The following is a 12,891-nucleotide window of genomic DNA, read 5'->3' on the forward strand; positions in this document are numbered from 1 at the left end:
CAACCAGGAGGCAGCGTCTTGCTCAACTTCCTCTCACGCGAGCCCATCCACGATCCGCTGGCCTCGCCCGCGCCGACCGACGGCACCGAGGTCAAGACCACCACCTGCTACATGTGCGCCTGCCGCTGCGGCATTCGCGTGCATCTGCGTGAAGGCGAGCAGGGTCCGGAGGTGCGCTACATCGACGGCAACCCGGAGCACCCGCTCAACAAGGGCGTGATCTGCGCCAAGGGATCGTCGGGGATCATGAAGCAGATATCGCCCGCGCGGCTCACGCAGCCGCTGCTGCGCAAGCCCGGCAGCGAGCGCGGCGCCGGCGAGTTCGAGCCGATCAGCTGGGAGCGCGCATTCGACCTGCTCACCGAGCGGTTGTCGAAGATCCGTTCCACCGACCCGAAGAAGTTCGCGCTCTTCACGGGCCGCGACCAGATGCAGGCGCTCACCGGCTTGTTCGCGCGCCAGTTCGGCACGCCCAACTATGCGGCGCACGGCGGCTTCTGCTCGGTCAACATGGCCGCCGGCATGATCTACACCATCGGCGGCAGCTTCTGGGAGTTCGGCGGCCCCGACCTGGACCGCGCCAAGCTGTTCGTGATGATCGGCACGGCCGAGGACCACCACAGCAACCCGATGAAGATCGCGCTCGGCAAGTTCAAGCGCGAGGGCGGCCGCTTCATTTCGATCAACCCCGTTCGCACCGGCTACTCGGCCATCGCGGACGAGTGGATTCCGATCAAGCCCGGCACCGACGGCGCGCTCTTCATGGCGCTTCTGCACGAGCTGATCGGCAACGACCTGGTCGACCACGCTTTCCTCAAGCGCTTCACCAACGCGCCGCAGCTGGTGGTGCTGGACGATTGCGAACGTCAGGGCCTGTTCGCCTTCGATCCGCAACGCGGCGTGCCCGGCGACGGTCGCAATCCGCACAACAAGCTGGTGTGGGACAAGACCAGCGGCACGGCGATGCCGGCGTATCCCGAAGGCATCGCCGACGGTTGCGACCCCGCACTCGAAGGCCACTACACGCTGGCCGACGGCACGCGCGTGGCGCCGTCCTTCCAGCTGCTGCGCGAGCGCGTGTCGACCTGCACGCCCGAATGGGCCTCGGCCATCACCGGCATCGACCCCGAGCGCATCCGCAAGCTGGCCCGCGAAATGGGCGAGACCGCACTCACGCAGGCCTTCGAGCTGCCCATTCCCTGGACCGATGCCTGGGGCAAGCAGCATCCGACCACGCAGGCACGCCCGGTGGCCTTCCATGCGATGCGAGGGCTGGCCGCGCACAGCAACGGCTTCCAGACCGTGCGTGCACTCGCGGTGCTGATGAGTGTGCTGGGCACCATCGACGCGCCCGGCGGCTTTCGCCACAAGGCGCCGTACCCGCGCCACATCGTGCCGAACTATCGCGCCTTCAATGCGCCCGAGATGATCCAGCCGAACACGCCGCTCAACGCGGCGCCGCTGGGCTTTCCGGCCAACCCGGACGAGCTCGCCATCAACCCCGACGGCTCGCCCATCCGCATCGACCACGCGTTTTCCTGGGAGCATCCGCTGTCGGCCCACGGGCTGATGCACAACGTGATCACCAACGCGGTGAAGGGCGACCCCTACCGCATCGACACCCTGCTGATCTTCATGGCCAACATGGCCTGGAACTCCAGCATGAACACGATGGCGGTGCGCGAGATGCTCAACCGCAAGGACGAGAAGGGCGAGTACATGATCCCTTTCCTGGCCGTGTGCGACGCCTTCCAGAGCGAGACCGTGGCCTTCGCCGACCTCGTGCTGCCCGACACCACGTACCTCGAACGGCACGACGTGATGAGCATGCTCGACCGGCCTATCTCCGAGTTCGACGGGCCGGTCGACTCGGTGCGCATCCCGGTGGTGCCGCCCACGGGCCAGTGCAAGCCCTTCCAGGAAGTGTTGATCGAGCTGGCTTCGCGCATGAAGTTTCCGGCCTTCACCACGGCCGAGGGCGGGCGCAAATTCAAGGACTATCCGGACTTCGTCGTCAACTTCCAGCCGGCGCCGGGCATCGGCTTCCTGATGGGCTGGCGCGGCAAGGACGGCACCGAGCACCTGCGCGGCGAGCCCAACCCGAACCAGTGGGAGGCCTACGCGAAGAACAACTGCGTGTTCCAGTACCACATGCCCGAGACCATGCACTACATGCGCAACTGGAACCGGGAGTACCTGGACTTCGCCAAGGACAAGGGCTGGCGGCAGCGCAACGACCCGGTGCAGCTCGCCCTTTATTCCGACACGCTGCAGAGTTTTCGCCTCGCGGCCCAGGGCAAGAGCCCCGGCCGGCAGCCGCCGGACGCGCTGCGCGAGCGCATCGAGACCTACTTCGACCCGCTGCCCTTCTGGTACCCGCCGCTGGAAGAAGCAGCGACCGATCTCGAGGCTTATCCGCTTAACGCGCTGACCCAGCGGCCCATGGCGATGTACCACTCGTGGGATTCGCAGAACGCCTGGCTGCGGCAGATCCACAGCCACAACTACCTGCACGTGAACCCGCTGACCGCGAGGGCGGCCGGCATCGCCGACGGCGGATGGTGCTGGGTCGAAAGCCAATGGGGCAAGGTGCGCTGCATGATCCGCTACAGCGAAGCGGTCGAGCCCGGCACGGTGTGGACGTGGAATGCGATCGGCAAGGCCGACGGCGCATGGCAGCTCGCACCCGGCGCCGACGAGGCACGCAAGGGCTTCCTGCTGAACCACCTGATCTCCGAGGAACTGCCCTTCGATGCGAAGCACGGGGCGGGGACCATCAGCAACTCCGACCCGATCACCGGGCAGGCCGGCTGGTACGACGTGCGCGTGCGCATCCGGCCGGCCGATCCGGAGGAGCCGCAGGAAAGCTTTCCGCAGATCGCGACGATGCCTGCGGCGCCCGGTGTGCTGGGCAAGGCGGCGAACGTGCTGAGCTACTTCGCGGGGAGGAAGCGGACATGATGCAGTGGCTGAAGGATTTGATGGCGAGCGCCGGGCAGCCCGCGCGCGTGCCCGCGCTGGCGACGACCGGTGGTGGTGGCTGCGGCGAGAGCTGCGGCTGCGGATCGACGGCGACTGCGGCACGGGAAGCCGACCTGGAGCCACCCGTCGCGCGACGCAAGGCCGCAGTGCGCCAAGGCAATGACAGCGTGCGCGCCGAGCCCGGTGAAACGCTCGCCAAGCAGCTCGCGCTGGTCATCGACCTCAACGTCTGCGTCGGCTGCCACGCCTGCGTGACCTCGTGCAAGCAGTGGAACACCTCCGGCAGCGCCGGCCCGCTGGCCGACGAGAAGCCCTACGGTGCGGACCCCACCGGCACCTTCTTCAACCGCGTGCAGACCTACGAAGCCGGTGCCTTCCCCGGCACCGAGACCATCCACTTCCCCAAGAGCTGCCTTCACTGCCAAGACCCGCCCTGCGTGCCCGTGTGCCCCACGGGCGCCAGCTACAAGCGCAAGGAAGACGGCATCGTGCTGGTCGACTACGACAAATGCATCGGCTGCAAGTACTGCGCCTGGGCCTGCCCCTACGGTGCACGCGAGCTCGACGAAGAGCGCCAGGTCATGACCAAGTGCACGCTGTGCGTCGACCGCGTCTACGACACCAAGCTGCCGCAGGAGGACCGCAAACCTGCTTGCGTCAAGGCCTGCCCGACCGGCGCGCGGCTGTTCGGTGACGTGAAAGATCCGGAGTCCGAGGTATCGAAGGCGATTCGCGAGCGCGGCGGCTATTCGCTGATGCCCGAGTGGGAAACCAACCCCGCCAACCAGTACCTGCCGCGGCGCGTGACCGACGATGCCGGCGGTGCGACACGCGTGCAGCCCAAACTCGGAGGCTTGCAATGAAGCCGGCGTTCTCGGTCGTCATCTTTACCACCGTGGCCGGTGCGGCGCAGGGCCTGGTGGTCACGCTGGCGCTGGCGGTGTTGGCCGGCATGCCGCTGTCGGCCGGCTTCCTGAGCGGCGCGCTCATCGTGGCCGAGGTGATGCTGCTCATCGGCCTCGGCGCTTCCTTCGGGCACCTGGGCCGCCCGGAGCGCGCATGGCGTGCCGCGATGATGTGGCGCACTTCCTGGCTGTCGCGGGAAGTGATCGTGTTGCCTGCGTTCATCGCGACCGTGGCGTTGTGGTGGTGGACGTCGAGGCAGGGCTATGCGGTGCCCTGGCTGCCGATGATCGCGGTGCTGCTCGCCGCGCTGCTGTGGTACTGCACGGCCATGATCTACGCCTGCCTGCGCTTCATACAGGAATGGGCGCAGCCGCTGACGCCGGTCAATTTCACCCTGATCGGCCTGTCGTCGGGACTGGTGCTGGCCAGCGCGCTGGCAGCGATGTCGGGTGAGCAGGCCTTGCTGGCCGTCACGGGTCCGTCCGCGCTCGTCATGACGCTCGCGGCCGGTGCCACGCGGCTGCTGTCGCTGCGCCGCAATGCCGCGCTCGTGCCCCGCTCCACGCTGCAGACCGCCACCGGCATCCGCGCGCCCAAGCTCGTGCAGAAGTCGATGGGCATGTCGGCCGGTGCCTTCAACACGCGCGAGTTCTTCCACGGCGTGGGCCGCTCGGCGCTCAAGCAGGTGAAGTGGGGCTTTCTGCTGTTCGCTTTCGTGTTGCCGGCCGTCCTGCTGATGTGGGCCGTCGCGGCGCAGTCGAACATCGCCTTCGCGCTTGCGCTCGTCGCGCAGGTTCCGGGTCTGGTCGCGGAGCGCTGGTTCTTCTTCGCGCAGGCACGGCATCCCCAGAATTTGTACTACCAGGTCGTGTCCTGAGCGTCAGGTAAGCGCATCGAGCCACCGAGGCGACCTCCTAGAACTGCGGCGACAACAGGTGAAGCTCTTCGAGCGGGGTTTTGGCGATCGCGTGTGTCGCCTTGTTGACCTGCGCTAGGTTGGCAATGGATGTGCCGTCGAGCCCCTCGTCATGCACTTTTTCTCCCAGCGCCAAAGGGAGTTGCGTGACGGCATGCACGAGGTGCAATGAAAGAAGCTCGACGTTCCGGATACGCAGCGCAGGGTTTCGGTTCATCAGTGCTGCCAACGCTGAAAGGTTGACGGCACCGCTCAGATTCAGGTGTTGCAGCTTTGTCAGGTACTGCGCGCACGCATAGGGATCGACGTGACTTGCCAACGCTTCGTTTTCGCTCAAGTCCAGCGTGGTCAGTGCCTTCAGTTCCCAGACACGGTCGAGTAGATGGCCAAAGGCCTCAATGTCTTCTATTCGATTCTTGAGCCAATTCTTCATCGAGAGTTCGGTGAGCTGCCGTTGGTCCATTGCCAACGCGTTGCCCAGCGCCGTGCATGTGTCCCTGACAGGCGTGCCCGGCGATCGGCAATCAAGAGACAAGCGCTTCAGCTTGCCTGCATGAATCAGCGGCATGATCAAGCGGCAGTACTTGGGATCGCTGCTGGGCAGAGAGATATTCAGTTCATCGTGCGACGAGCGTGAACGCAGTTTTCCAACGATCATGTCGATCGTGGGCTTGTTGTGGTTGTGCTTGTTCGCCACGATCGTTAGCTTGCCGAGCGACGGGGCGTTGCTCATCACTGTTTCCAGGATCTGCAAGACGCTCCCGTCGCGAGGAAGCACGACCCTCAACGAATCCAGACTGAACGTATGTTGGCAAACGAGCTCCTTTGGGAAGGGACCCTTCTGCACAACATGCATCGACAGGCTGACCGCGTTCGACTTCGACAGGATGGCCAGAAGGAGATCGCAAGCTTCCCGTTCGAGGGTTGCCCTCTGCAATGCAAAGCTTGTCGGGCCGCCTTGCTTGGGAAGCGCGTCGAGCAGTACTTCGAGTTCGCGTGCCCCGATATTGCCTATGAGCACCACCGTCTTGCCGGTTGAATCGGCCAGCAAGGCTTGCAATTTTTCGAGTTCGCCTGCAACCATGCATTCGCGAACGAGCGCGCTGAATTCGCGGTGGCTTTGAGAGACTTTGAGCTTTTGGGTCTCCCCTTTCGAGGGGCTGAGTGATTGGATCGAGGGACGTTGCTTCTCTGGAACTCTCATGACAGATTTGGGGGCTGTTGGTAAGGCGGTCGTTTGCGATGATTCTTGTTGGCGCACTCGTTCGACCATTGGAGGCGCGACGCTCCATGGGTTACCCGTGCGTGGAATTCGTTCCACCGAGCAAGGTCGCTGGTCGATGGAGGACGGCGCGATGTGGCGCCACCGATGTGGCAACGACGCACCGCGCAAACCCTGTAGGCGAACACCGATTGCACCCTGCGGGCGCGCGGCAGATCATTCCCCACACCTGAACACCGAGGGCAGTCCCATGAACCTGATGAGCGTCGACCTCTACCAGAGCGCCACCGACCCGGACAAATTCCTGGCCCTTCCCGTCGGTGTCGACCCCGCCGAACTCACGGGCCCGATGGTCTTCGACAAGGACTACGCGCAGGTGGTCCGCTACAAGGAAAAGTTCGAGTTCAATCCCGACGAAGCGTATGCAGGCGTCAACGCGGCCAAGATCGCGGCCGATATCCTGACGCTCAAGTGGGCGATGTACAGCCGCACCGCGGCCTGACGGGCCCTAGTCCGCCGGCACCCCCGCCTGCGTGCCCAGCCGCAGGTGCAGGCCGACCGGGTGCATCGTGAACTCCAGAACCTCGTCCGGAGGCGTGCCGTCGGGCGTCGACACGTCGAGCAGTTCGAAGTCGCGCGCCAGCATGCTCAGCACCAGTTTGATCTCGAGCATCGCCAGGTAGCGCCCGGGGCACAAGCGCGGCCCGGCGCCGAAGGGCATCGAGACGCGCTTGGGTGAATGCAAGGCGCCGGCGTTGTCGACCAGCCAGCGTTCGGGTTCGAAATCGCGCGGCGATTCCAGCGCCGATGCTTCGACCGCGCCGGGACGCATCAGCAGGTACAGCCGCGTGCCCTGGGGGATGTGCACGTCGCGGATCGCCGTGTCGTGCACCGCGTCGAGGATCAGCAGCGGTGCAACGGGCCGCAGCCGCATGGCCTCGCTCGCGCAGGCTTCCGCATAGCGCAGCCGGTGGATCTGGTCGAGCGACTGTGCAACCGGTTCATCGCCCAGCACCGAGCGCGCTTCTTCCACCAGCCGTTGCCATGCGGCCGGATGCTCGTGCAGCAGGTAGATGGCCCAGGCCAAGGTGTTCGCAGTCGTGTCTTCCGAGGCCGTGAGCATGGTGAAGACGTTGCCCGTGATGTCCGATTCGCTGAGCGCGCTGCCGTCCGCGTCGCGCGCCGCGAGCATGGCTTCGAGCAGGTCGGTCGGATGGTCCCGCCGCTCGGGATGCCGGTGCAGCCGCTCGCGTGCCTTGGCGACGATGTCGCCGATGATCCGGTGCAGCACGGCGATGCGCCTGTCGTGGGCGATGTCCGATGGCAGCCGCAACCAGCGCCAGTAGGCGAAGGGCAGGTTCATGCGATGGAAGACCATCGGGAACATGTGCTTCAGGTTGTCGTGCAGCTCGCTCTGCGCGTTCTCGAGCGTGTTGATGTCGATGCCGTAGGAGATGCCCGAAGCCGCATCCACCGAATACAGCATCAGCTCGCCCTGCAGGTCCATGATCGACTTCGCATGCGCCGCGGCGATCCACCGCTTGCGCAGCCGCTTGGTCACCCGTGTCAGCGTCGGCATGTAGCTGCGCAAGTGCTCGGGGTCGAAGCCCGTCATCACCATGCGGCGCTGGCGCCGCCACTCGGCGCCTTCTGCGGCGAACAGGCCGAAGGCGTCGGACTCGCGCGCGATGGCGGCGAAGTTGCGCGGGCGGCTCCAGGTGTCGGGCCGGGCGCGTAGCACGGCCGCGATGTCCTCGGTGCGGCTGATCACCACGATCTGCTGCCGCGCCACGCGCAGCTTGTAGATGTCGCCGTAGGTCCTGGCCCAGGCTTCGAGCTGGAGATGGAGCCGGGGCACCTTCAGCTGCAGCAGGTGGCCCAGCACGAACGATTCCTTCGGGCCCGGCAGCTGGCCGATGGAGGTGGGGTGCCGCGCTGGCGCGGCGGCGAGCGGACGCTCTGAGATGGCGCTCATCCGTGTCTCCTCGGCCGGGGCGTTGATGGTGCCTCCTTCTACAGGGCATCCACCCGCGCACAGTTTGCAGAGTTGATTCGGATGCAACCAAGCGTTGCCGGCGCTGCTCGCCGACGCTGCCGTTGCCGGCCGTGCCCTCGAATGGGGCACGGCGGCGGCCGGACTCAGCCCTGTGTCCGGCCCATCGCGGGATCGCTGACCGAATGCCGTCCGGTCTCGACCCGGCCGGCGAAACGGCGGTACCAGGCCGGGTCGGCGTCGCAGCGCACCTCGAAGTCGTACCACCAGCCGCTGGCCTCGATGTCCCAGTGCTGCTCCACGTCGTCGCCGCCGCGCACCCGCGCCGTCCACGGCCCGTCGTTGCGGTACGCCAGCGGCTGGATGGTGAAGACGCAGGCGCGCTCGCCTTCGTTGCGCAGCCTCAGGTGCAGGTCGCCGCGGCGCACGTGGTAGCCCACGCGGATCTCCGGGTCGGGCGCATTGCCCGCACGCAGGCGATTGAGGTCGCCCTTGAAGTGCCGGTGAAAGCCGTTCGGCCCGAGCACCCACAGGTCGTAGCGCCCCGCGTCGTCGGCCATCGCGGCCCAGTCGTCGTCCAGGCGCTCGTTGGCCTCGACCATGTAGCGCCGCGGCAGCCGGTCGAGGTGCAGCTTGTCGTAGACGTGGAACACCGCACCCTGCTCGCCGCTGTTGGCGAAGATCAGCTTGAGCTTGCCGTTGCGGACGTTGGCGCGCGCGCTCGCGTGCAGTTCGTAGGGCAGGGCGCGCGACGGCCGCGTGCCGAGCGCCTGCTGCGGCCGCTGCGCGTTGGCGGGCGGGAGGATCTGCGGCAGCTTCTCCTGCTCGGCGCGCAGCTGGTCGGCCGCCAGCAGCGTCTTGCGGCCGGCCAGCGCGGGCAGCCGCTCGTTGTTGGGGCGCTCGAAGTTGAAGCAGCTCGTCAGGTCACCGCACACCGCGCGGCGGTAGCGGCTGATGTTGGGTTCCTTCACGCCGAAGCGCCTTTCGAGGAAGCGAATGATCGAGGTGTGGTCGAACACCTGCGAGTTGACCCAGCCGCCGCGGCTCCATGGCGAAATCACGTACAGCGGCACTCGCACGCCGGGGCCGTAGACGCGGCCGTCGGGCTGGGGCTGGCTGGTGGTGCCAGGCGGATTGGGATGCACGAAGCGCTCGTAGGCGATGTCCGCGTCGCGCAGCGTGGTCTTGCCGGCCGGCGCGCCGCTGGCGTCGAGCGAAGGCGCGGAGGGTGAGGGCACGTGGTCGAAGTAGCCGTCGTTCTCGTCGAAATTCACCAGCAGCACCGTCTTGCTCCAGACCTCGGGCACGGCGGTCAACGCGTCGAGCGTTTCCTGGATGTACCAGGCGCCTTGCACGGGGCTCGAAGGGCCGGGGTGCTCGGAGTAGGTGGCCGGGGCGACCACGAAGGACACCTGCGGCAGCCGGCCGTTCTTGATGTCGTTGCGAAAGGCATCGAGATACGCGTTCACGTCGCCCAGCGGCCCTGGCATCGTGTTGGCGATGCCCTTGTACAGCGGGTTGCCGGCATCGTCGCTCGCCGGGTCGTATGCCGGCGAAAGCGCATCGTTGCTCACCGGCTTGCCCGAGGCCTCGTTGGCCTTGCGGTACTGGCGAAAGCCCGCCAGCGGGTTGTCGCCGAAGTTGTCGGGCATGTTCTGGTAGACCATCCAGCTCACGCGGGCCTCCTGCAGCCGCTCGGGATAGGTCTTCCAGTCGTAGCCGAGTACGGATGAGTCGATCGAATCCCACTCGTTGTTCACCGTGGCCACGCCGGCGCCGGTCGGGCCGTTGGTGCCGGCCCACATGAACATGCGATTCGAATTGGTGCCCGTGTGCATCGCGCAGTGGTACGCGTCGCAGAGCGTGAAGGCGTTGGCCAACGCGAACTGGAAGGGCAGCTCCGCCTCCTTGTAGTAGCCCATCGAGGCCGGCGTCTTGTAGCGCACCCATTGCTCGATGCGGCCGCCATCCCATGCGGCCTGGCCGTCGGCCCAGCTGTGCGGCGTGCCGCTCACGCGCTGCGCGTTGCCTTGCGTCGCGTCGAGGTGGTAGGGCAACACCGGCTGGCCGGCGGCATTGTTCTGCTGCCACACGTTGCGCCCGCCCGGCAGCGGAATGGTGAAGCGGTCGCCGAAGCCGCGCACGCCGCGCAGCGTGCCGAAGTATTGGTCGAAAGACCGGTTCTCCTGCATCAGGATCACCACGTGCTTCACGTCCTTGATGGTGCCCGTTTCGTGGTGCGCGGGAATGGCCAGCGCCTTGCGGATGCTCGGCGGAAAGGCCGCCAGCGTGGCGGCAGACAAAGTGGTGGTGGCGCTGTTGCGCAGGAAATCGCGGCGCGAGTTCATGGGGGTTTCTCCTCGCGTGCGGGTCAAGGGGCGAAGTGCACGTCGGCACTGCTGCCCGACGCGGCCGGCGTGTCCGTGCTCGCGGATGTCTCGGCTTTCTGGCTGGCCGTGGCGCTGGTGCTGGTCGTGCTGCTGCCGCTGCTCGAAGCGCCGGCGGAGCCGCTGCCTCCGCCGCTTCCGCCGCCGCAGGCGGCAAGGGTGCTGGCCAGGGTGAGCGCGATCGCGGCGCGCCATGAATGAAGGGCGGGGTGGGGCATGGAATGAACTCCGTGTTATGTAGTCTTGGAGATGGCTCGCGCGGGAACGAAGAGCTTCGATCGCGCAAGGCGACGCGGCTTCTTCTTGCGAGCGAAGACTAGGCAGCGGGCATGTCGTTGCCGTGAACATGCGATGACGTTCGTGCGACGGCCGTCCGCTTCACGCCGGTACGGAGCCGACACCGCAAGGAGGGGCATGTGTCCTCTGGCATGCTGCGCGCATGATGAAGACGTCGACCCTCATCCCCCTGGCATGCGTCCTGGTGGCCAGTGCCGCCCACGGCGCAGAGAGCTGCGAAGCCTTGCGCGCACAGATCGAGGCCAAGATCGCCGCGGCCGGCGTGTCGCGATTCACTGTCGCCACTGTGGATGCCGCCGCACCGGCGGCCGGTCAGGTGGTGGGCAGCTGTGAACTCGGCAGCAAGAAGATCGTGTACCAGCGCGAAGGTGGCACGGCACCCGTCGCCGCCACGCCCCGGCCGCCCGCGCGCGGCGAGCCGATGCTGACCGAGTGCAAGGATGGGAGCGTGTCGATGGGTGGTGAGTGCCGCAGGTAAGCGGTGGCCGCCTGCCCGTTGGCGGCCCGAACGATGGCCGCCGCTCGGCTCGCTATCGCGGCTGTTGTTCGAGCACCTGCTTCAACGCCGCCAAGTCGGCGCGCACGTGCGCCACGTCCGCATCGAACTGCTCATCGCTCGCACCCTGCGCCCGCAGCACCACGAAGCTCAGCAGGCTGCCTTTGCCGGAATGCGTGACGCGAAATGCGTTGTGAAAGCGCGTGCCGTCGGGCAGCGTGACGTCGTGGTCGAGCACGCCGAAGGCATTCGCGGACGCCATCTCGACTTCCACCTCGCCCATGGGCGACTCGGCGAACCATCGGCCGTTGCGTTGCGCGATGCCCTTGGCCAGGCCCGACGCCCAGAGCGGCAGCTTCTCCATCTGCCGGGCGAAGTCGTAGACCACATCCGCGGCGACGTCGAGCGTTTGGGTGACGACGGTGGCTTGCCCGTGTGCCGGCGATTGGTCCAAGCCCTCGACACCGACGAGGCGCGCCGAACTGCATTCGTCGCGGATCGCCTTCAAGCCCTGGTACACGGGGCCGTTGTAGAAGCGCTCCCAGTCCGCCACCGACGGGAACTCGAGGATCACGATGCGGCGCGGCGACCAGTCGCCTTCGTAGACCTTGTGGGCACCGCCACGCGCGAGGTACCTGGCGCCCGCCGATTCGAGCGCCGGCTTCACCTGGCGCATGAAGTCCTGGTAGCGCTCGGCGTTTCGGATCTCCACGTCGAAGACGACATAGGCGGGCATGGCGGCTTTCCTCTTTGTTTGGGCGCGATGAGAGGACTGTCGACTCAAAAAGTGTCGGGGTCAATGTCGATGCCTTGATGAAGGCGGCTGCAGCGACCGAGCGGCTTTGGAAGTTCAGTCGCCTCTGGTTGTATCTGTGAGAGTGTCTTCGACTCGTATCTCCTGCGCGAGTACGAGTACCGTCGCACCATAGACCGGCTCAATAACCAGCAGACGCAAAGCACCTAAGCCGATCAAGTCGAGCTTCGCTTTCAAGGGCTTCCAAACCAGATCGGCTGGGGCGGGCGACTTGCCTCGCATCAAGAAGAACACTCGATCGGCGACCTCGGATGCGTTGGCCTGAATGTTGACCGCGTCAAAGCAGCGCACTTCCTGAATGATGTTCGAGAGCCTCAGCTCATCTGCCAAGAACTCTTCAACTCCCACCGCGGTGATTTTCTTTTGTGCCTTGTCCCAGGCGCAAGTCAGTCCGATCTCGACTGTTCTGCCTTGCGCTGAGACGTGGATCGAGTCCAACGTTGATTCGACGAGCACTTCCAGGTCTGTCATTTGTCTTCTCCTCGAGGCCAAGGGGAATAGTCACGTCCAGGATGCTCTCTGACCCCACCATCCCAGTCGTGAACATGCGGACGCTCGTACCCCTGATGGGCCTTGTCGTAGTCTCGGACGGGTCTGCCGTCCACTCCGTATTCTCGCGTGCGGTGATTGCCTTCGATGATGGAGCCCGGGTCGGCTCGGTTGGGAACGTCTTTCGTCCTTCCGGCGTTCGCCGGGCGACACATCAGTTCGCCGGCAGCGGGCCGCGGCACCTGCGGTGCAGGGGACACCGTTGGCGATGCCGGTCGTGGAGGTAGCGATGTGCCTCGGATTCCCGTACCTCCGCCTCCAAGCATTCCGCCCCCGCCGCCCTCGAGAGGAAGAATGTCCAAAGGTCTGCCGGATTGCCGAACCAGACC

11 protein-coding genes are annotated in these 12,891 nt (G+C 66.0%); 5 read left to right on the forward strand and 6 right to left on the reverse strand.

Going from position 1 to position 12,891, the window contains the following annotated elements; translation table 11 throughout:
* The first annotated feature begins 18 nt into the window (after window positions 1-18).
* Genes B0W80_RS14030 through B0W80_RS14040 form a run of 3 tightly spaced genes read left to right on the forward strand, consistent with a single transcriptional unit; the run spans window position 19 to window position 4,765 of the window.
* On the forward strand, window positions 19-2,961 hold the full coding sequence (locus tag B0W80_RS14030; protein ID WP_076999759.1) for a molybdopterin oxidoreductase family protein: 2,943 nt from the start codon (window positions 19-21) through the stop codon (window positions 2,959-2,961).
* Window positions 2,958-3,845, forward strand: coding sequence for a 4Fe-4S dicluster domain-containing protein (locus tag B0W80_RS14035; RefSeq protein ID WP_306171859.1), 888 nt, complete (start codon window positions 2,958-2,960; stop codon window positions 3,843-3,845). The genes B0W80_RS14030 and B0W80_RS14035 overlap by 4 nt, the downstream gene beginning before the upstream one ends.
* Entirely contained in the window at window positions 3,842-4,765 is a 924-nt protein-coding gene (locus B0W80_RS14040; protein ID WP_076999760.1) for a DmsC/YnfH family molybdoenzyme membrane anchor subunit, read from the forward strand. Before B0W80_RS14035 ends, B0W80_RS14040 begins: the two co-directional genes overlap by 4 nt.
* Window positions 4,766-4,802: 37 nt before the next feature.
* On the opposite strand, the gene B0W80_RS14045 is transcribed toward B0W80_RS14040, so the two are convergent.
* On the reverse strand, window positions 4,803-6,008 hold the full coding sequence (locus tag B0W80_RS14045) for a hypothetical protein (protein ID WP_143684619.1): 1,206 nt from the start codon (window positions 6,006-6,008) through the stop codon (window positions 4,803-4,805).
* A 268-nt stretch (window positions 6,009-6,276) separates the two neighbouring features.
* Between B0W80_RS14045 and B0W80_RS14050 the strand changes: the two genes are divergently transcribed.
* Window positions 6,277-6,528, forward strand: coding sequence for a hypothetical protein (locus B0W80_RS14050; RefSeq protein WP_076999762.1), 252 nt, complete (start codon window positions 6,277-6,279; stop codon window positions 6,526-6,528).
* 6 nt (window positions 6,529-6,534) lie between these two features.
* Here the strand turns inward: B0W80_RS14050 and B0W80_RS14055 are convergent, their stop codons facing one another.
* From B0W80_RS14055 to B0W80_RS35925, 3 genes are all read right to left on the reverse strand, one after another.
* Complete coding sequence (locus B0W80_RS14055; RefSeq protein ID WP_076999763.1) at window positions 6,535-8,001, reverse strand: cytochrome P450; 1,467 nt, start codon at window positions 7,999-8,001, stop codon at window positions 6,535-6,537.
* Window positions 8,002-8,165: 164 nt separating this feature from the next.
* Window positions 8,166-10,367: a phosphocholine-specific phospholipase C gene (locus B0W80_RS14060; protein ID WP_076999764.1), complete on the reverse strand. Its 2,202-nt coding sequence runs from the start codon at window positions 10,365-10,367 to the stop codon at window positions 8,166-8,168.
* 23 nt (window positions 10,368-10,390) lie between these two features.
* Window positions 10,391-10,624 (reverse strand): hypothetical protein, encoded by a 234-nt coding sequence (locus tag B0W80_RS35925; protein WP_143684620.1) that lies wholly within the window; start codon window positions 10,622-10,624, stop codon window positions 10,391-10,393.
* Window positions 10,625-10,848: 224 nt separating this feature from the next.
* Between B0W80_RS35925 and B0W80_RS14065 the strand changes: the two genes are divergently transcribed.
* The gene (locus tag B0W80_RS14065) at window positions 10,849-11,181 is read left to right on the forward strand and encodes a DUF1161 domain-containing protein (RefSeq protein ID WP_076999777.1); all 333 of its coding nucleotides are present in this window, start codon (window positions 10,849-10,851) and stop codon (window positions 11,179-11,181) included.
* 52 nt (window positions 11,182-11,233) lie between these two features.
* Here B0W80_RS14065 and B0W80_RS35930 read toward each other — a convergent pair whose 3' ends face one another.
* Together B0W80_RS35930 and B0W80_RS14075 are read right to left on the reverse strand one after the other, a co-directional pair.
* Complete coding sequence (locus B0W80_RS35930; protein ID WP_218668901.1) at window positions 11,234-11,935, reverse strand: DUF1330 domain-containing protein; 702 nt, start codon at window positions 11,933-11,935, stop codon at window positions 11,234-11,236.
* 114 nt (window positions 11,936-12,049) lie between these two features.
* Window positions 12,050-12,484, reverse strand: a complete 435-nt coding sequence (locus B0W80_RS14075; RefSeq protein WP_076999765.1) for a hypothetical protein — start codon at window positions 12,482-12,484, stop codon at window positions 12,050-12,052.
* Window positions 12,485-12,891: the final 407 nt, after the last annotated feature.

This window comes from Variovorax sp. KK3 (genome assembly GCF_001984055.1).
Lineage (GTDB): Bacteria > Pseudomonadota > Gammaproteobacteria > Burkholderiales > Burkholderiaceae_C > Variovorax.

Coding starts and splice junctions, on each gene's coding strand:
- B0W80_RS14075 (WP_076999765.1), bottom strand. CDS start 12,484: ATGACAGACCTGGAAGTGCTCGTCGAATCAACGTTGGACTCGATCCAC.
- B0W80_RS14060 (WP_076999764.1), bottom strand. CDS start 10,367: ATGAACTCGCGCCGCGATTTCCTGCGCAACAGCGCCACCACCACTTTG.
- B0W80_RS35925 (WP_143684620.1), bottom strand. CDS start 10,624: ATGCCCCACCCCGCCCTTCATTCATGGCGCGCCGCGATCGCGCTCACC.
- B0W80_RS14035 (WP_306171859.1), top strand. CDS start 2,958: ATGATGCAGTGGCTGAAGGATTTGATGGCGAGCGCCGGGCAGCCCGCG.
- B0W80_RS35930 (WP_218668901.1), bottom strand. CDS start 11,935: ATGCCCGCCTATGTCGTCTTCGACGTGGAGATCCGAAACGCCGAGCGC.
- B0W80_RS14055 (WP_076999763.1), bottom strand. CDS start 8,001: ATGAGCGCCATCTCAGAGCGTCCGCTCGCCGCCGCGCCAGCGCGGCAC.
- B0W80_RS14065 (WP_076999777.1), top strand. CDS start 10,849: ATGAAGACGTCGACCCTCATCCCCCTGGCATGCGTCCTGGTGGCCAGT.
- B0W80_RS14050 (WP_076999762.1), top strand. CDS start 6,277: ATGAACCTGATGAGCGTCGACCTCTACCAGAGCGCCACCGACCCGGAC.
- B0W80_RS14040 (WP_076999760.1), top strand. CDS start 3,842: ATGAAGCCGGCGTTCTCGGTCGTCATCTTTACCACCGTGGCCGGTGCG.
- B0W80_RS14045 (WP_143684619.1), bottom strand. CDS start 6,008: ATGAGAGTTCCAGAGAAGCAACGTCCCTCGATCCAATCACTCAGCCCC.